15 protein-coding genes are annotated in these 18,354 nt (G+C 72.0%); 13 read left to right on the top strand and 2 right to left on the bottom strand.

Annotated elements, in window-relative coordinates:
- The first annotated feature begins 52 nt into the window (after positions 1-52).
- From sthA to AB0F15_RS08595, 7 genes are all read left to right on the top strand, one after another.
- Positions 53-1,465: a Si-specific NAD(P)(+) transhydrogenase gene (gene sthA, locus AB0F15_RS08565; RefSeq protein WP_360267277.1), complete on the top strand. Its 1,413-nt coding sequence runs from the start codon at positions 53-55 to the stop codon at positions 1,463-1,465.
- Between the two features lie 142 nt (positions 1,466-1,607).
- Positions 1,608-3,497 carry an intein-containing Rv2578c family radical SAM protein gene (locus tag AB0F15_RS08570; protein ID WP_360267279.1) on the top strand — a complete coding sequence of 630 codons (1,890 nt, stop codon included), beginning with the start codon at positions 1,608-1,610 and terminating at the stop codon, positions 3,495-3,497.
- A 155-nt stretch (positions 3,498-3,652) separates the two neighbouring features.
- Positions 3,653-4,255: an organomercurial lyase gene (gene merB / locus AB0F15_RS08575; RefSeq protein ID WP_360267281.1), complete on the top strand. Its 603-nt coding sequence runs from the start codon at positions 3,653-3,655 to the stop codon at positions 4,253-4,255.
- Between the two features lie 194 nt (positions 4,256-4,449).
- A complete protein-coding gene (gene aspS, locus AB0F15_RS08580; RefSeq protein ID WP_360267284.1) occupies positions 4,450-6,225 on the top strand; it encodes an aspartate--tRNA ligase in 1,776 nt (591 codons plus the stop codon).
- Positions 6,225-7,172, top strand: coding sequence for a DUF389 domain-containing protein (locus AB0F15_RS08585; RefSeq protein WP_360267286.1), 948 nt, complete (start codon positions 6,225-6,227; stop codon positions 7,170-7,172). Before aspS ends, AB0F15_RS08585 begins: the two co-directional genes overlap by 1 nt.
- A 79-nt stretch (positions 7,173-7,251) precedes the next feature.
- Positions 7,252-8,433, top strand: coding sequence for a phosphotransferase (locus tag AB0F15_RS08590; protein ID WP_360267289.1), 1,182 nt, complete (start codon positions 7,252-7,254; stop codon positions 8,431-8,433).
- A 176-nt stretch (positions 8,434-8,609) separates the two neighbouring features.
- The gene (locus AB0F15_RS08595; protein WP_360267291.1) at positions 8,610-9,452 is read left to right on the top strand and encodes an SGNH/GDSL hydrolase family protein; all 843 of its coding nucleotides are present in this window, start codon (positions 8,610-8,612) and stop codon (positions 9,450-9,452) included.
- Between the two features lie 263 nt (positions 9,453-9,715).
- Here the strand turns inward: AB0F15_RS08595 and AB0F15_RS08600 are convergent, their stop codons facing one another.
- Together AB0F15_RS08600 and AB0F15_RS08605 are read right to left on the bottom strand one after the other, a co-directional pair.
- Positions 9,716-10,918: a cytochrome P450 gene (locus AB0F15_RS08600; RefSeq protein WP_360267294.1), complete on the bottom strand. Its 1,203-nt coding sequence runs from the start codon at positions 10,916-10,918 to the stop codon at positions 9,716-9,718.
- Between the two features lie 31 nt (positions 10,919-10,949).
- Positions 10,950-11,645 (bottom strand): TetR/AcrR family transcriptional regulator, encoded by a 696-nt coding sequence (locus AB0F15_RS08605; protein WP_360267296.1) that lies wholly within the window; start codon positions 11,643-11,645, stop codon positions 10,950-10,952.
- 204 nt (positions 11,646-11,849) lie between these two features.
- On the opposite strand from AB0F15_RS08605, the gene AB0F15_RS08610 reads away from it, so the two are divergent.
- From AB0F15_RS08610 to alaS, 6 genes are all read left to right on the top strand, one after another.
- Entirely contained in the window at positions 11,850-13,202 is a 1,353-nt protein-coding gene (locus tag AB0F15_RS08610; protein ID WP_360267882.1) for a replication-associated recombination protein A, read from the top strand.
- Positions 13,203-13,336: 134 nt separating this feature from the next.
- The gene (locus AB0F15_RS08615) at positions 13,337-13,714 is read left to right on the top strand and encodes a VOC family protein (protein WP_360267298.1); all 378 of its coding nucleotides are present in this window, start codon (positions 13,337-13,339) and stop codon (positions 13,712-13,714) included.
- Positions 13,715-13,751: 37 nt separating this feature from the next.
- Positions 13,752-14,597, top strand: a complete 846-nt coding sequence (locus AB0F15_RS08620; RefSeq protein WP_360267300.1) for an NAD(P)-dependent oxidoreductase — start codon at positions 13,752-13,754, stop codon at positions 14,595-14,597.
- A 307-nt stretch (positions 14,598-14,904) separates the two neighbouring features.
- A complete protein-coding gene (locus AB0F15_RS08625) occupies positions 14,905-15,291 on the top strand; it encodes a DUF948 domain-containing protein (protein ID WP_360267303.1) in 387 nt (128 codons plus the stop codon).
- Positions 15,288-15,593, top strand: coding sequence for a hypothetical protein (locus AB0F15_RS08630; protein WP_360267306.1), 306 nt, complete (start codon positions 15,288-15,290; stop codon positions 15,591-15,593). Before AB0F15_RS08625 ends, AB0F15_RS08630 begins: the two co-directional genes overlap by 4 nt.
- A gap of 73 nt (positions 15,594-15,666) precedes the next feature.
- A complete protein-coding gene (gene alaS / locus AB0F15_RS08635; RefSeq protein WP_360267309.1) occupies positions 15,667-18,327 on the top strand; it encodes an alanine--tRNA ligase in 2,661 nt (886 codons plus the stop codon).
- Positions 18,328-18,354 lie beyond the last annotated feature (27 nt).

An 18,354-nucleotide genomic window follows, 5' to 3' on the forward strand; every position in this document is an offset into this window, starting at 1 on the left:
CTTCACCGGCAGGGGCTTGCGCCGGGACGGCAGGGTGCGCAGGCTCGACGTCGTGAGCGAACACGAGTACGACCTCATCGTCATCGGTTCGGGCCCCGGCGGACAGAAAGCCGCGATCGCCGCGGCGAAGCTCGGCAAGCGGGTGGCGGTCGTCGACCGGCACGACATGGTCGGCGGGGTGTGCGTCAACACCGGCACGATCCCGTCCAAGACGCTGCGCGAAGCGGTGCTCTACCTGACCGGCATGAACCAGCGCGAGCTGTACGGCGCGAGCTACCGGGTCAAGCAGGACATCACCATCGCCGACCTGCTCGCGCGCACCCAGCACGTCGTCGGGCGCGAGGTCCAGGTCGTGCGCGCGCAGCTGATGCGCAACCACATCGACCTGGTCGACGGCACCGCCTCCTTCGCCGACCCGCACACCGTCCTCGTCGACGGCCGCCACCGCGGCGACCGGCGGACGCTGTCGGCCGACCACATCGTGATCGCCACCGGGACCAAGCCCGCGCGGCCGGCGCACGTCGACTTCGACGCCGCCCGCGTGCTCGACTCCGACGAGATCCTGCGGCTCGAGCAGATCCCGTCGTCGCTGGTCGTGGTGGGCGCCGGGGTGATCGGGATCGAATACGCGTCGATGTTCGCCGCGCTCGGCTCGCGGGTCACCGTGGTCGAGCAGCGCGAGCACATGCTCGACTTCTGCGACCCGGAGATCGTCGAGTCGCTCAAGTTCCAGCTGCGCGACCTCGGCGTCACGTTCCGCTTCGGCGAGAAGGTCGCGGACGTGGCGGTGTCCGACCAATCGACCATCACGACGCTGGTCAGCGGCAAGCGCATCCCGGCCGACGGCGTGATGTACTCGGCCGGCCGCCAGGGCATGACCGGCGCGCTCGCCCTGGAGGCGGCCGGCCTGGCCGCGGACGAGCGCGGCAGGCTCGTGGTCGACGAGAACTACCGCACCCAGGTGCCGCACATCTACGCGGTCGGCGACGTGATCGGCTTCCCGGCGCTGGCGGCGACGTCGATGGACCAGGGCAGGCTCGCGGCGTACCACGCGTTCGGCGAGCCGGCGCGCGAGCTGGGCGCGCTGCAGCCGATCGGCATCTACACGATCCCGGAGATCTCCTACGTCGGCGCGACCGAGGCCCAGCTGACGTCGTCGTCGGTGCCGTACGAGGTCGGCATCGCCCGCTACCGGGAGCTGGCCCGCGGCCAGATCACCGGCGACAGCTACGGCATGCTCAAGCTCCTGGTGTCCACGGCGGACCGCAAGCTGCTGGGCGTCCACGTGTTCGGCACGGGCGCGACCGACCTCGTCCACATCGGACAGGCGGTGATGGGCTGCGGCGGCACGGTGGACTACCTCGTCGACGCGGTGTTCAACTACCCGACGCTTTCGGAGGCGTACAAGGTGGCGGCGCTGGACGCGACCAACAAGATCCGGGCCTTGGAGCGCTTCTCGTCCTGAACCGGCGTGCCGGGTGCGCGCCGCCGCCCCGCCGGACGCACCGGGCCAGGCCCACCGGTCACAAGAACACCACCAGCACCACGTGATCCGCTTGTCCCGAACCGGTTTGACACCCGTCTAGAACATATGTTCGACTGACGCCGTGCGATGGGATCGGCAGCGGACAGGGGAGGGTGAACCGGCACTGCCCGGGCTGGAGGGCCTGGTGCGATCGGTGCGGTCACCGGAATTCGACGGCGTCACCTTTCACGAGGTGCAGGCGCGGTCGGTGCTGAACAAGGTGCCCGCCGGCTCCGGCGTGCCCTTCGGCTGGACGGTGAACCCGTACCGCGGCTGTTCGCACGCCTGCACGTACTGCCTCGAGGGCGGCACCCGGATCCTGCTGGCGGACGGCCGGACCGAGGCGCTGTCCGAGCTGAAGGTCGGCGACGAGATCTACGGCACCCGCGGCTACGGCGCGTCCCGGCGGCTGGTGCCCACCCGGGTGCTCGCGCACTGGACGACCCTGCGCGCCGCGTACCGGGTGACCCTCGAAGACGGCACCCGGCTCGTCGCCGGCGGCGATCACCGGTTCCTCACGGCGAAGGGCTGGAAGCACGTCACCGGCAGCAAGTTCGGCGCCGCCCAGCGGCCGCACCTGGAGCCCGGCACCGAGCTGATCGGCGTCGGCCGATTCGAGCCGACGCCCGACGAGACGCTCGGCTACCGGGCCGGCTACCTGTGCGGGATGCTGCGCTCCGGCGGGTTCGCCGCCGAGCCGGACGCCGCCACGCGCGCCCTGCGTTACCTGCCCGACTTCGGGGCGTCGGTCGGGTTCCTCAAGGTGCCACCGGACCCGGACGCGCACTGGCAGCGCGGCTTCCTCGCCGGCGTCTTCGACCTCGCGGGCGGCTACGGCCGCGGTGTCCTCGCGGTGGCGCACGACGAGCCCGAGATCGCCGACGCCTTCGCCGCCGCGCTCGCCCGCTTCGGCTTTTCCCACCAGCTCGACGAGGTGCCGAAGTTCCCGACGCGCCAGGAGATCCGGCTGCTCGGCGGCGTCGGCGAAGCGCTGCGGTTCCTGCACGTCAGCAACCCCGCCGTGGCGTGGAAGCGGTCCCTCGACGGCGCGGTGATCGGCGCGAGCCGGCGCCGCGTGGAGGCGATCGAGCCGCTGGGCCTGCAGCTGCCGCTGTTCGACATCACCACCGGCACCGGCGACTTCGTGGCCGACGGCATGGTGTCGCACAACTGCTTCGCCCGGAACACCCACACCTACCTCGACTTCGACGCGGGCCGTGACTTCGACACCCAGGTCGTCGTCAAGATCAACGCCCCGCAGGTGCTGACCGCGCAGCTGAAGAAGCCGTCATGGCGGCGCGAACCGGTCGCGATGGGCACCAACACCGATCCCTACCAGCGGGCCGAGGGCCGCTACCGGCTGATGCCGGGGATCATCACGGCGCTGGCTCGCTCGGGAACGCCGCTGTCGGTGCTGACGAAGGGCACGGTCCTGGCCAGGGACCTGCCGCTGCTGCGGGACGTGGCCCAGGACGTGCCGGTGGGGCTCGCGGTGTCGATCGCGCTGCTCGACGAAGAGCTGCAGCACCGGCTCGAGCCCGGCACGCCGAGCCCGCGGGCGCGGCTGGAGCTGGTCCGCAAGGCCCGGGAGGCCGGGTTGCCGTGCTCGGTGCTGGTGGCGCCCGTGCTGCCGTGGCTCACCGACTCCGAGGAGGCACTGGACGCGCTGTTCGCGCAGCTCGCCGACGTCGGCGCGACGAGCGTCACGGCGTTCGCGCTGCACCTGCGGCCGGGGGCGCGCGAGTGGTTCGGCCGGTGGCTGGCGGGCGAGCACCCGGAGCTCGTCCCGAAGTACCGGGAGCTGTACGCGCGGGGCAGTTACGTGCGGAAGGCCTACCGGGAGGGGCTCGCGGAGCGGGTCGGGCCGCTGCTGCGGCGGTACGGCTTGGAGCGCAAGCCCGGCTTCGACCTGCGCGGGCCCGAACCGGCGGCGCCCTCGGTCACCCCCGCGGAGCAGCTGCGCCTGCTCTGATGGTCCCTTGTGGACTGACCGGGTGACGCGCTGCGCCGTTCGCGGTAATCCCGGCCCGATGTCTTCGGCTTGCACCAAAATGTCCGATCGTGTCGTTGTAGTCCGGTGTCACCGGCGCCTAACGTCGAAGGGATGGATTCCGGAAGGAGCGGACGGTGACGACCTCGCAGACCGACCGCGTCGCGGCCGCCCGGCTCGCCTGGGCCGCGCTGAAGCTGACCCGGGCCGGCCGGCACCCGGTCGGCGTCGACCGGCTGGCCGCGACGGTCGGCGTGCCGCCTGCCGAGGCCCGGCGCCTGGTCGAGCTGATCGGCTTCACGCTGCACCGCGACCTGGTGTCGACCGGCCCGGCTCCCCGCGGCGCCCACCACCGCCTCGAGCCGGCCGAGGGCACCCTCGGCGCCGGCCCCGACGGCACGGTCGACATGTTCCTGCTGGCCATCGCGACCGGCGAGCGCGTCCACGCGGCGGCGATCTGCCCGGTCACCGGCACGCACATCCGCATCGATCTGATGTCCCACGGAATCCTCCAGGTCGACCCGCCCTCGGCGGTGGTCGCGGCGGTCGACCTCGGGTTCGGGCTCGAGCACGTCGACGCGATGGCGTGCGCGGGTCAGCCGTTCTTCGCGTCCGCGGCCGCGGCGGCGAGCTGGCTGGTGGCGAACCCCGGCGGCCGGATCTACCGGGTGGCGGCCTACCTGGCCCAGGCGCACCGGCTGGTGGCCGCGTTGGAGGCCCGGCCCCGGTACGTCCTCTGACCCCCGCAGCCCGGGGCTTTCCCGGGAAAGCCCCGGGGCCGGGTCGCCGGGCGAGCCTGCCGACGTCGTAGGCTGGAACACCGGGGCTTCGCCCCGAGCCGGGGGCCTCCGCCACCCGGACCCCCGAAAGCGCTGGGTGGTTCGTTAGCCTTTCAGGCGGCGAGAACCACCCATGTCGAAGGAGAGCAGTCGCAGTGCTCCGCACTCACCAAGCCGGCACCCTGCGTGCCGGACAGGCCGGACAGACCGTCACCCTCACCGGATGGGTGGCCCGGCGGCGCGATCACGGCGGCGTCATCTTCATCGACCTCCGCGACGCCAGCGGCGTGGCCCAGGTCGTCTTCCGCGAAGGCGAGATGGCCGAGCGCGCGCACGCTCTCCGCTCCGAATTCTGCGTCAAGATCGTCGGCGAGGTCGCGCAGCGGCCCGAGGGCAACGCGAACGCCGAGATCCCCACCGGGGAGATCGAGGTCCTCGCGACCGAACTCGACGTGCTGTCCGAGTCCGCGCCGCTGCCGTTCCCGATCGACGACCGGGTCGACGTCGGCGAAGAGATCCGGCTCAAGCACCGCTACCTCGACCTGCGCCGCAGCGGCCCGGCCGCGGCCATGCGCCTGCGCAGCGAGGTCAGCCGCGCCGCGCGCGAGGTGCTGCACGCCCAGGACTTCGTCGAGATCGAGACCCCGACGATGACCCGCTCCACCCCCGAAGGCGCGCGCGACTTCCTGGTGCCCGCCCGGCTCAAGCCCGGCTCCTGGTACGCCCTGCCGCAGTCGCCGCAGCTGTTCAAGCAGCTGCTCATGGTCGGCGGCATGGAGCGGTACTACCAGATCGCGCGCTGCTACCGGGACGAAGACTTCCGCGCCGACCGGCAGCCCGAGTTCACCCAGCTCGACATCGAGATGAGCTTCGTCGAGCAGGACGACGTCATCAAGCTCGGCGAGGACATCGTCTCCGCGCTGTGGAAGCTGATCGGGCACGAGATCCCGCGGCCCATCCCGCGCATCACCTACCACGACGCGATGGCCAGGTACGGCTCGGACAAGCCGGACCTGCGCTTCGACCTCGAGATCACCGACCTGACGGAGTTCTTCGCCGACACGCCGTTCCGCGTGTTCCAGGCGCCCTACGTCGGCGCGGTCGTGATGGCCGGCGGCGCGAGCCAGCCGCGGCGCCAGCTCGACGCGTGGCAGGAGTGGGCGAAGCAGCGCGGCGCGCGCGGCCTCGCGTACATCCTCGTGAACGAAGACGGCACCCTCGGCGGCCCGGTCGCGAAGAACCTGTCCGAGACCGAGCGCGAGAACGTCGCCGCCGCGGCGGGCGCCCAGGCCGGCGACTGCATCTTCTTCGCCGCCGGCAAGGCCGCGAGCACGCAGCCGCTGCTCGGCGCCGCGCGCGACGAGATCGGCAAGCGGCTCGGCCTGATCGACGAAAACGCCTGGTCGTTCGTGTGGGTCGTCGACGCGCCGCTGTTCGCGCCGGTCGAGGACATCGGTGACGACGTCGCCGTCGGCTCCGGCAAGTGGACCGCGGTGCACCACGCGTTCACCTCCCCGACGCCGGAGTGGATCGACAAGTTCGAGCAGGACCCGGGCAACGCGCTCGCCTACGCCTACGACATCGTCTGCAACGGCAACGAGATCGGCGGCGGCTCGATCCGTATCCACCGCGGCGACGTCCAGAAGCGCGTCTTCAGCCTGATGGGCCTCGGCGAGGAGGAGGCGCAGGAGAAGTTCGGCTTCCTCCTCGACGCCTTCGCCTTCGGCCCGCCGCCGCACGGCGGCATCGCGTTCGGCTGGGACCGCATCGTGATGCTGCTGGCCAAGGCCGACTCGCTGCGTGACGTGATCGCGTTCCCGAAGACGGGCGGCGGGTACGACCCGCTGACCGCAGCGCCCGCGCCGATCACCGCGCAGCAGCGCAAGGAAGCCGGGATCGACGCGAAGCCTGCCGCCGCCCCGCAGAACTAGTGCTGCACCTCAGGGCCGTGTGCCCGCCGGACAAGACCGCCGAGGCGCTCGACATCCTGCGGGCCCACGCCGGCACCGCCCACCTCATCGTGCACCGCGGCGCCGCCGTGGAGCCCGCGGGAGACCTGGTCGAGGCCGACATCGCGCGCGAGGCGACGGACGAGATCGTCGACGCGCTGTGCGCGCTCGACCTCGACCACACCGGCGGCATCACGCTCGAATCGCTCGACACCGCGTTGTCCGACGCCGCCGACCAGGCGGAAGAGAAGGCGCCGGGCGAGGCGGCCGACGCGGTCGTGTGGCAGGAGCTGATCGGCCGCACGGGTGAGGAGTCGCGGCTGAACGTGACGTTCCTGGCGTTCCTCACCATCGCCTGCCTGCTCGCGGCCGTCGGCGTGCTCACCGACTCCTCGGTGACGATCGTCGGCGCGATGGTCGTCGGGCCGGAGTTCGGACCGCTGGCCGCGCTCGCCGTCGGCCTGGTGCTCCGGCACCGGCAGCTGATCCGGCAGGCCGCGGCCGCGCTCGGCGCCGGCTTCCCGCTGGCCATGGTGGTCACGCTGGGTGGCGCGCTGCTGGTCCGCGCGACCGACGTCTTCGGCGAGAAGGCGTTCGAGCTGCAGCAGCACAACGAAGTCGACTTCGTCTTCTCCGTCGGGGCGCCGTCGCTCGTCGTGGCGATGCTCGCCGGCGCCGCCGGGATGCTCGCCATGACGTCGGCGAAATCCGCCGCGCTGGTGGGCGTGTTCATCTCCGTGACGACGGTGCCGGCCGCGGGCTACGCGGTCGTCGCGGCCGTGGCGGGGGAGTGGAGCCGGTGTCTCCAGTCCGTCGGGCAGCTGCTCGTCAACCTTCTCGGAATCGTTGCAGCAGCGGCCATTGTGTTGATCGTGCGCCGGAATGGGCAACGTTCACCGGTGGGGATGCGTCCGCTTTCACGGGGGTGATCCGGGTCCGGACGGGATGCACCTTCTTGTCCGGATGTCAGTAGTCATGGTTGCTCAGTCACGAGTAGGGTCGGTGACAATGACAGTGGACACCTCCTCCGCCGGCGACGCTGGAGTCGGGGCAGGAGCCGAGCAGCTCGCTGTCGCCGCGGCGGTCGCGGCGGGCGAGTCCGTACTCTCGCGCCGGTTCGGCAGTGCGATCACCTTGGTCGCGCCCGAGGACCTCGCGGGCAGCGGGCCGGCCACGGTGGTCCGGGCGCGGGTGGTGTCGTCGTTCGCGCTGCCCCGCACGCTGGTCATCAAGCACTACCCGGACCGGCCGGAGTCCGGCGCCGACCCGTTCGCCCAGGAGGCGGTCAGCTACCAGCTGTTCACCGCGCTCGCGCCGGACGAGCGGATGTGCCCGGAGCTGGTGGCCCACGACGGCCCCGCCCGCGTGCTGGTGCTGGAGGACCTCGGCCGCACGCCGACGCTGGAGGACAAGCTCTACGCCCGCGATTCCCGCGCGGCCGAGCGCGCCCTGCTGTCCTGGGCCCGGTCACTCGGCCGGCTGCACGCGAGCACCGCCGATCGGGAAGCGGATTTCAACGCGCTGCTGCGCCGCCTCGGCGGCCCGGCGAAGAGCGACTCCGGCGGCGTCGACGAACTGTGCGGGCAGGTGCCTTCGCTGATCCGGAAGCGGCTCGGCATCGCGGTGCCCGGCGAAGTGCGCGCGCAGGTGGCGGCGGCGCTCGAGCAGTCGCGCGCGGCGGGCTTCCGTGCGTTCAGCCCGGTCGAGCTGAGCCCGGAGAACAACCTGGTCACCGGCCAGGGCGTCCGGTTCCTCGACTTCGAGAACGGCTGCGTCCGCTCGGCCCTGGTCGACGCGGCCCACCTGCGGTTGCCGTTCGCGAGCTGGCCGGACGCGCTCGCCCTGCCGGCCGGGATGAGCGAGGCGATGATCGCGGCCTGGCGCGCGGAGGTGGTGGGCGTGTGGCCCGCCTTCGCCGACGACGAAGTCCTCACCACGCACCTGACGTGCAGCGAGCTGCTGCGGGTCTGGCTGATCACGGGCGAGGAACTGGGTTCGCTGAACCTGTCCCGCCAGGCGGCCCCGGTCAGCCGCGAGGCGGCGTTCGTGACCTGGTGGCGCGACCTGGCCAAGCACGCCGGGTACGTCCGGATGACGGCGGTTTCGGAGTTCGCGGCCCGGGTGGCGGCGGCGCTGGCGGCCCGGCTGGGGCCCCACGCCGACCTGGCGTTCTACCCCGCCTTCCGCTGAACCGGGCCCTCCCGGCCGCGGTGCGGGGCGCGTCCAATGAGCCGGACCGCCCGGCCGCGGCGGGCGACCGTCGTGGCGACGCCCGGGAGCGGGCGTCACCAGGCGCGCGTCAAGAATTAGGCGCGCTGTCGCGGGCGCGTCACCTCGTCCTCACCGGGTGTGAGCCTGCGTGGCCGATGGTCGTGGGCGTGACCGTGATGAGCGTCGATGTCACTCCCGAACCGGCCCTGCCCCCGTCGGCGGCGGTCCCGCCACGCAAGCGGGCGCGGCGGCTGGCCGTGCTCGGCGACTCCACCGCCGTCGGCCTCGGTGATCCCCTGCCCCGGCGGGGCGGCTGGCGCGGCGTCGGCCCGCTCGTCGCCGCCGCGCTCGGCGTCGAGGCCGGCGGCTACCTCAATCCCGCGTTCGCCGGGGCCCGGATGCGGTGCGTGCTCACCGCACAGGTGCCCGCCGCGCTGGCCCACCGGCCCGACGTGGCGCTGCTGGTGGCCGGCATGAACGACACCCTTCGCCCGGACTTCGACGCCGCCCGCGTCGCCGCCGATCTCGCCGAGGTGATCCGCCGCCTCGGCGAGATCGGGACCACCGTGCTGCCCGTCCGCTTCCACGACCACAGCGAGGTGTTCCGCCTCCCGCCGTCGCTGAAGCGCGCCCTGAGCGCCCGCGTCGCCGAACTGAACGCGGCCATCGACGAGGTCGTCGCCCGCGAAGGCGTGCCTTGCCTCGACCTCGCCCGGCTCCCCGGCGCGTACGACCTGACGTCGTGGAGCGTGGACCGGCTGCACCCGTCCGAGCTGGGCCACCGGATGCTGGCGAGCGGCTTCACCGGGCTTCTCGCCGAAGCCGGGTTCGCCGTGCCGGAACCGGTGAGCCTCACCTGCGGCGGCGGGGCCCCGCCGAGCGCCACGGGACATCTGGGATGGCTGGTGCTGAAGGGAATCCCGTGGCTTTGGCGGCGCGGACGGGAATTCCTGCCTCACGCAGCGGTGATCATGTGGACCTCGTTCCGGGGCCGGTGAACACCGCAACGCCGCCTCGGCGTCGTACTCCGTGCGCCGCAGCCGGACGCCGTCGCCGAGCAGGGCCCAGTGCGCGCCCCTGGTTCCGTACGGTGTGCGCCGTCACGCCGTCGAACACCTCCGCCCAGCGCTCCGGTGGGCTGTCGACGAGCACGATCTCGGTGTCGGTGCGCGGGGCGCCTGCAGCCGCTCCACCTGCATCGGCCCACCCTCGAGCACGGGAGGCGCCCCGGGCAAGAGCGTTCGCCCAGGGCGCAGACACGCTAGACCGTGGTCAGCGGTAGCTCCCGCACCCCCGTCATGTTCGGGTTGACCTGGAACTTCGGCGGCTCACCCCGGATCGTGCGCAACACCGGGTAGCGGTCGAACAGGATGTTCAGCGCCACCCGGCCTTCCAGGCGAGCGAGCGGCGCGCCGAGGCAGAAGTGGATCCCCCGGCCGAACGCCAGGTGCGGGTTCTCCGCGCGCAGCGGGTCGAACGTGCCCGGGTCGCGGAACACCCGCTCGTCGCGGTTGGCCGCCGCCACCCAGCAGAGCAGCATCCGGTCGGCCGGCACGGTGACGCCACCGATCTCGACCTCCCGCATGGTCACGCGGGCCACCGCCGCGAACGGCGTCAAGAACCGCAGCGACTCTTCGATCACCGGCGGCACGAGCGAGCGGTCCGCGCGCACCCGCTGGTCCCACTCCGGGTGCGCGTCCAGGCACAGCACCGCGTTGCCGAGCAGCATCGTGGTGGTGATGTGGCCGGCCAGCAGCAGGATGTTCGCGAAGTCGACGACTTCGGCGCGGGACAGCCGTTCACCGTCCAGTTCGGCCTCGACCAGTTTCGTCAGCAGGTCGTCACGCGGCTTCTCCCGCCGCTCGTCGACGTGCACGCCGAGGTAGTCGGTGAGCGCCTGCTGGCCTTCCAACGATCTCCTGATCGCCGCGTCCTGCTTTTCGTCCTTCTTCACCAGCGAAACCTGGTCGGCGGACTCGAACATCCTGTCCACCCACCCCTTGAACAGGTGCCGGTCGCTCGCCGGGACGCCCAGCAGCTCGGCGATCACGATCACCGGCAGCGGGTAGGCCAGTGCGGCCACCAGCTCCAGCCGGTCGCCGGCGGGGACCGCGTCGAGCAGCTCGCGGGTGATCGCGGCGATCCTCGGCTCGAGGTCCGCCACCACCTTCGGCGTGAACGCGCGGCTGACGAGCTTGCGCATCTTGTTGTGCAGCGGCGGATCCAGCTGGAGGATGCTGCCCGTCGACGTGTCGGCGTCCGGCATCATGTCCGCCGGCACCAGCCGTGTGGTGTCGGACGAGAACGTCGCCGGGTCGCGGAGGATCGCCTCGATCTCCGGGTGCCCGTAGACGTTCCACATCCCCAGGTCCTCGGAGAACTCGAGCAGCTTCTCCGGGTGCTTCCCCCGCAACCAGAACTGGGACTCGTGGAGTCCCCAGGTGTCGGCGAGTGTGGTGGTCATTTCCGCCCCTTTCCCCGTTGTGGCCCCGGGATCAGCCGGGTGCCCTGGTGGGATCGTGTGCGTAGATCCCGTCGCGGAAGCCCGAGACGAGCTCCTCGAGCTTCGAACCCAATTCCGCCGCGACCTCGGCGACCACCACGGGATCGGGCTCCCCGGGCGGTTCGAACGCCGTGCGGATCAGGTGGGCGAGGGCGGCCGCCTTGTCCTCGACGGGGATGCCCTCGAACTCGTCGGACAGCGTGTCGCCGACGTAGAAGCCGAGCGTCGTGGCGTGGAGCGCGTAGCTGATGTGCGGGACGTCCGCGCGGATCAGGCCGTGCCCGCCCAGCACGTGCTCGAACTGCCTGCTCAGCTCGTCCTGCTGCTTCTTCAGGGCGATGTCGCCGAGCGAGCCGAACATTTCGGCGTTGCCCCGCAGCATCGCCATCACCAGCGGACGGCGCTGGGTGAGGAGGAAGGATCCCGGGATCATCCGGTGCGGGAGGATCATCGCCGGATCGGCCTTGATCGCGGCCAGCAGCTCGTCGGTCAGGTCCGCCGACTCCCGCATCATCAGCGCCTGGAACACCAGCTCCTTGGTGCGCCAGTGCAGGTAGACGGTGCCCTTGCCGATGCCGACCGCGCGCGCGACGTCGTCGATCGCCACCTTGCGGTAGCCCATGCGCAGCAGCAGCTCGCCCGCCGCGTCCAGGATCCGGTCGGCGCGCTCGCGGTTCGGATGACTCATGCGTGTCCACCTGGGGGTTCGTTGAGCATTTGACTGGTTGACGCAAATCGCACTTCCGGTCAACCAGTCAACACGACGGTAGCGCCGACCGGGCGACCGGGGCAAGCGGTTGTGTCGGTGGGGTCGGTTAACGTCATCGGTGTGGCACAGGACGAGCTTTTCACCGGCGACGCACTCTTCTCCGCGGAGTCGGCATCCCATCCCGTGAACGCCGACATCGCGCCGCCGCCTGAGCGCACGACGTCGAACGCGGCCGAACCGCGGGCCGACCAGGCCAGTTCGCCCCTGGCCGTGCGGATGCGCCCGCGCTCGCTCGAGGAGGTCGTCGGCCAGCAGCACCTGCTGCGCGAAGGGGCCCCGCTGCGGCGGCTGGTCGAGGGGGCCGCGCCGGCGTCGGTGCTGCTCTACGGCCCGCCCGGCACCGGCAAGACCACGCTGGCCAACCTCGTCTCGATCGCGACCGGCCGCCGGTTCGTCGCGATGTCCGCGCTTTCGGCGGGCGTCAAGGAGGTCCGCGGCGTCATCGAGGAGGCGCGGCGGCGGCGCCAGTACAACGCCGAAAACACCGTGCTGTTCATCGACGAGGTGCACCGGTTCTCCAAGACCCAGCAGGACGCGCTGCTCGGCGCGGTCGAGGACCGCACCGTGCTCCTGGTCGCGGCGACGACCGAGAACCCGTCGTTCTCCGTCGTGTCCCCGCTGCTGTCGCGCTCGCTCGTGCTGCAGCTGCGTCCGCTGACCGACGCCGACATCACGGCGCTGATCGAGCGCGCGCTCGCCGACGAGCGCGGCCTCGGCGGCGAGCTGACGCTGACCGAAGACGCGCGCGCCCACCTCGTCCGGCTGGCGGGCGGGGACGCGCGCCGCGCGCTCACCGCGCTGGAGGCGGCGGCGGACGCGGCGTCGGCCACCGCCGCGAAGACCATCGACCTCGCCACCGTGGAGTCCACTGTGGACAAAGCGGCGGTGCGCTACGACCGCGACGGCGACCAGCACTACGACGTGATCAGCGCGTTCATCAAGTCGATCCGCGGGTCCGATGTGGACGCCGCGCTGCACTACCTGGCCCGGATGATCGAGGCGGGGGAGGATCCCCGGTTCCTCGCGCGGCGGCTGGTCGTGCACGCCAGCGAGGACATCGGGATGGCCGACCCCACAGCGCTGCAGTCGGCGGTCGCGGCCGCGCACGCGGTCCAGTTCATCGGCATGCCGGAGGGCAGGCTGGCGCTCGCGCAGGCGACCGTGCACCTGGCGACCGCGCCGAAGTCCAACGCGGTGATCAAGGGCATCGACGCGGCACTGGCGGACGTGCGGGCCGGCCTGGCGGGCGCGGTTCCGCCCCCGCTGCGCGACGGGCACTACGCGGGGGCGAAGAAGCTCGGCAACGCGCAGGGCTACCGGTACCCGCACGACGTGCCCGAGGGCGTGCTCGCGCAGCAGTACCCGCCGGACGAGCTGGTCGGCCGGGACTACTACGAGCCCACCCAGCGCGGCGCCGAGCGGACGCTCGCCGAGCGCGTCCCGAAGCTGCGCCGGACGATCCGCGGGGAAAAGTGAACCGGACGGAAGAATCGCCGGGTGAATGATCACCGGCCGGGCCGACGGGGCCAAGATCATCGGGTTTCGTAAGCTTCGCGGCTTGAGGCGGCCCCGAACGAGGGAGGGCCCCGGCGACGGCAGGAGGCGTGCCCGTGCCCGCGACGCTGCAGTGCATCGTCCTGGATTGCCCGGAACCGGTCGTGCTCGCCCGCTTCTACCAGGCGCTGCTCGGCGGCGAGGTGGACCGGCCGGACCCGCGGTGGCGGGTCGACGAGGACTGGTCGACGCTGCACGTGAACGGGATCGTCCTGGGCTTCCAGCGGTCGTTCGACTACCGGCCGCCGCACTGGCCCGATCCGGCCTTCCCCCAGCAGTTCCACCTCGACTTCGAGGTCGACGACTTCCGCGAGTCGCACCACCTGGTCCTGGCGCACGGCGGCCGGCTGCTCGACCCCGACCTCGGCGGCCGCGGCTGGCGCGTCTACGCCGATCCGGCCGGCCACCCGTTCTGCCTGCTGGGCGACTACTGAGCGCGCGGACGCGCCACGCCTTCGGCACGATGGCGGCATGACTGTCGCGTTTCTCGGAACCGGGATCATGGGCGCCCCGATGGCGGCCAACATCGCCAAGGCGGGCCTCGAGGTCCGGGTCTGGAACCGGACCCGGGAAAAGGCCGAGCCGCTCGCCGACGTCGCCACGGTCGCCGATTCGGCGGCGGCCGCGGCCGACGGCGCGGACGTCCTCGTGACGATGCTCGCGGACGGCCCCGCCGTCGCTTCGGCGTTCGAAGCCGCTTCGCCCGCTTCCGGGACGTTGTGGCTGCAGATGAGCACGGTCGGCCTCGACTGGACCGACCGGCTCGCCGGACTGGCGGAGCGGGCGGGCGTGGTGTTCGTCGACGCTCCGGTGCTCGGCACCCGGCAGCCCGCGGAGCAGGCGCAGCTGCAGGTACTGGCGTCCGGGCCGGAGGAGGCCCGCCCGGCCGCCACGCCGGTGTTCGACGCGGTCGCGCTGAAGACGCAGTGGCTCGGGCCCGCAGGCCGGGGCAGCCGCCTGAAGCTGGTCGTGAACGCGTGGGTGCTCGCGCTGACGAACGCGACGGCCGAGAGCCTCGGCCTGGCCCGCGCGTTCGGCCTGGACCCGGCCCTGTTCCTGGAGACGATCGCGGGCGGCAGCCTCGACGTCGGCTACGCGCACCTCAAGGGCGGCGCGATGCTGTCGGGCGAGTACCCGCCGGCGTTCCCCGCGGGCCTGGCGGCGAAGGACGCCCGCCTGGTCGTGGACGCGGCGGGCGACGACGTCGACGTGGCGGGCGCGAAAGCCGTGCTGGCCCACCTGGAGGCGGCGGTCGAAGCAGGCCACGGCGACGAAGACATGGCTGCGCTCTACCGCGCGGTGCTGAAAGAGCGTTAGAGGAGCGTCGCGAGCCGGTCCACGCCCAGGGCGCTGGTCAGGAGGCGTTCCTTCTTCGCTGTCCGGGAACGGGCGGACCGGCACGTCCGGCACCGTGTCGAGCAGGGCGCAGCACGTCGGCTGCCGGGCCGCCCGGTCCGGAAAGGACCCGGCGCCCGGGTCCGCTGTCGTGTTCCACCGCCCCGGTGTACCGCGCGGCCGCGGCCCCGGGCGACGCGTTTTCCGGGCCCGGCGGGGTGACACGGTCGGGCGCCCGGCCAGGCGGTAACCTCAGGCGGCAATCCGACCCCTGAACCGAGGAGGGCCCGTGTCGGCAGGGCAGATCGCCGCGTTGATCGCCGCAGGAGCATTCGTGGTGCTGGTCGTCCTGCTGGCGATCCCGCTGATCAAGCTCGGCAAGACGCTGGACGCGGCCACCGAGGCGATCGAGCGCACCAACAGCAACACCGATCCGCTGCTGATCGGCGCGAACGAGACGATCACGCACGTCAACACCCAGCTGGAGCGGGTCGACGGGATCACTGCGAACGCGCAGGCGGTCACGGGCAACGTCTCCGCGCTGGCGTCGGTGTTCACCGCGACCCTGGGCGGCCCGCTGGTCAAGACCGCGGCCCTGTCCTACGGGCTGAACAAGGCGATCAAGGCGCGCAAGAAGAAGAGCGCCTTGAAGGCCGCGAGGAAGGCCGGCAAATGAAGCGGCTGTTCTGGCTCGGCGTCGGCGTCGTCACCGGCGTCGTCCTGTCCCGCAAGGCCGCCGAAACGGCTCGTCAGGCCACTCCCGCCGGGTTAGCATCGAACCTGGGAGACGCCGTGCGCGAGCTGGCGGGTGCCGTGGGTTCGTTCGGCGCCGAGGTGCGCGCGGGCATGAACGAGCGGGAACAGGAACTGCACGACATGGTCGAGGAGCGGACGGGCGTCACGGCGCCCCGCGCCGAGGGGCGGCACGCCGCCGCGGCCCGGCGCCCGGCCCGGCGAGCTCGCCGGGCGGAGGGCTGATCCGGGCCTGCCCGGGAGCCCCTCCGCCGTCGCCGCCGAACCCGTTCTTCGCCACCAGCCCAAGGACTGACCCGTGGACACACACGAAATCACCGACCGCTTCCTGCGCCATTTCGAGGGCAGGGGCCACACCCGCGTGCCCAGCGCGCCGCTGATCCTCGACGACCCGAACCTGCTGTTCGTCAACGCCGGCATGGTCCAGTTCAAGCCGTACTTCCTCGGCGAGGCGCCGCCGCCGTACCCGCGTGCGACGTCGGTGCAGAAGTGCGTGCGCACGCCCGACATCGACGAGGTCGGCAAGACCACCCGGCACAACACGTTCTTCCAGATGGCCGGCAACTTCTCCTTCGGCGACTACTTCAAGGAAGGCGCCATCGAGGCGGCCTGGGAGCTGATCACCAAGCCCCAGGGCGAAGGCGGCTTCGGCCTCGACCCGAACCGGATCTGGGCGACCGTCTACAACGACGACGCCGAGGCGGCGGGGCTGTGGCGCAAGCTCACCGGCCTGCCGGGCGAGCGCATCCAGGAGCGCGACGGCAAGGACAACTACTGGGACATGGGCGTCCCCGGTCCCGGCGGCCCCTGCTCGGAGATCTACTACGACCGCGGCCCGGCGTACGGCCGCGAGGGCGGCCCGGTCGCGGACGAGGATCGCTACATCGAGATCTGGAACCTCGTCTTCATGCAGGACGTCCGCGGCGACCTGAGCCCGAAGCTGGGCCACAAGCCGATCGGCGTGCTGCCGAAGAAGAACATCGACACCGGCATGGGCGTCGAGCGCGTCGCGACGATCCTGCAGGGCGTCGAGAACGTCTACGAGACCGACCTCGTGCGCCCGGTCATCGGCCGCGCCGAGGAGTTCTCGGGCCGCCGCTACGGCGCCGACCACGCCGACGACGTCCGCTTCCGCGTCATCGCCGACCACGCCCGCACCGGCGTCATGCTGATCGGCGACGGCGTCACCCCGGGCAACGACGGCCGCGGCTACGTGCTGCGCCGCCTCCTGCGCCGCATCGTCCGCTCTTCGCGCCTGCTGGGCGTGCACGAGCCGGTGCTGCAGGCGTTCGCGTCGGTCGTCCGCGACACGATGGGCCCGACGTACCCCGAGCTGGTCGCCGGCTTCGACCGGATCAACGAGGTCGTCCGGATCGAAGAGGAGGCGTTCCTCTCGACCCTGACGAGCGGTTCGCGCATCTTCGACATGGCGGCCGAGGAGACCAAGCGGGGCGGCGGGGACGTACTGGCCGGCGACAAGGCGTTCCAGCTGCACGACACCTACGGCTTCCCGATCGACCTGACCCTCGAGATGGCGGCCGAGCAGGGCCTGACCGTCGACGAGGACGGCTTCCGCACGCTCATGAACGAGCAGCGCACCCGCGCGAAGGCGGACGCGGCGGCCCGCAAGACCGGCCACGGCGACCTTTCGGAGTACCGGAAGGTCCTGGAGCAGCACGGCGAGACCGAGTTCCTCGGCTACACCGACCTGCAGGCCGAGGCCACGGTCGTCGCGCTGCTCGAAGACGGGCAGCCGGTCCGCAGCGTCTCCGCGGGCAAGAAGGCGGAGCTGGTCCTCGACCGGACGCCGTTCTACGCCGAGAGCGGTGGCCAGGTCGCCGACACCGGGGTGCTGCTCGGCGACGGCGTCGAGCTGAAGGTCCTGGACGTCCAGAAGATCGTGCCGGGGCTGTACGTGCACCGCGTCGAGATCACCGGCGGGGAGGTCGGCCTGGACACCAAGCTGACCGGCTCGGTCGACGCGCACCGCCGGCTGTCCATCGAGCGCTCGCACTCCGCGACGCACCTGGTGCACGCGGCCGTGCGCGGTGCGTACGGCAAGCGCGCGGCGCAGGCGGGCTCGCTGAACTCGCCGGGCCGCATGCGGTTCGACTTCACCACGCCGGGCTCGGTGTCCACGGACGTGCTGACCGAGGTCGAGCAGGAGGTCAACGACTACCTGCAGACCAACGTCGAGGTGCGGAGCTTCACCACGACCAAGGACAAGGCCCTCGAGCTGGGCGCGGTCGCGCTGTTCGGCGAGAAGTACGGCAACGACGTCCGCGTGGTCGACATGGGCGAGTACTCCCGCGAGCTCTGCGGTGGCACGCACGTCGACCGGATCGGCCAGCTCGGCCTGGTCAAGCTGGTCTCGGACGCGTCCATCGGCTCGGGCGTGCACCGCGTCGAGGCGCTGGTCGGCACGGACGCGCTGAAGTACGTCCGCAAGGAGCAGCTGCTGGTCTCGCAGCTGGCGAACACCTTCAAGGTGCCGTCCGACCAGCTGCCCGGCCGCATCGAGGACGTCCTGACCCGGCTCAAGAACGCCGAGAAGGAGATCACGCAGCTCAAGACCCAGCAGGTGCTGGGCTCGGCGGGCGCGCTGGTCGACAAGGCGCAGGAGATCAACGGCGTCACGGTGGTGGCCGAGGTCGTCCCGGACGTCGACGGCAACGGCCTGCGCGCGCTCGCGTCGGACATCCGCGGCCGGCTCGGCTCGCGGCCCGGCGTGGTGGGGCTGTTCTCCCCGGCCGGCGACAAGCTGAGCTTCGTCGTCGCGACGACCAAGGCGGCCCAGGAGAAGGGCATCGCCGCAGGCAAGCTCGTCCCGTCGTTCGCCGAGAAGATCGGCGGCCGTGGCGGCGGCAAGCCCGACATGGCCCAGGGTGGTGGCACGAACCCGGCCGGCGCGGCCGACGCGGTCACGGCCCTGCGCGCGGCGATCGCCGGCATTGGTTAACCGCGGAAACCGCGGCCCGGACCGTCC

Source organism: Amycolatopsis sp. NPDC026612, assembly GCF_040638285.1.
GTDB lineage: Bacteria > Actinomycetota > Actinomycetes > Mycobacteriales > Pseudonocardiaceae > Amycolatopsis.

What these genes read in the sequence shown, in the direction of transcription:
- AB0F15_RS08590 (WP_360267289.1), top strand. Translation starts at nt 7,252, where the DNA reads ATGACAGTGGACACCTCCTCCGCCGGCGACGCTGGAGTCGGGGCAGGA.
- AB0F15_RS08595 (WP_360267291.1), top strand. Translation starts at nt 8,610, where the DNA reads ATGGTCGTGGGCGTGACCGTGATGAGCGTCGATGTCACTCCCGAACCG.
- AB0F15_RS08600 (WP_360267294.1), bottom strand. Translation starts at nt 10,918, where the DNA reads ATGACCACCACACTCGCCGACACCTGGGGACTCCACGAGTCCCAGTTC.
- AB0F15_RS08605 (WP_360267296.1), bottom strand. Translation starts at nt 11,645, where the DNA reads ATGAGTCATCCGAACCGCGAGCGCGCCGACCGGATCCTGGACGCGGCG.
- AB0F15_RS08620 (WP_360267300.1), top strand. Translation starts at nt 13,752, where the DNA reads ATGACTGTCGCGTTTCTCGGAACCGGGATCATGGGCGCCCCGATGGCG.
- AB0F15_RS08630 (WP_360267306.1), top strand. Translation starts at nt 15,288, where the DNA reads ATGAAGCGGCTGTTCTGGCTCGGCGTCGGCGTCGTCACCGGCGTCGTC.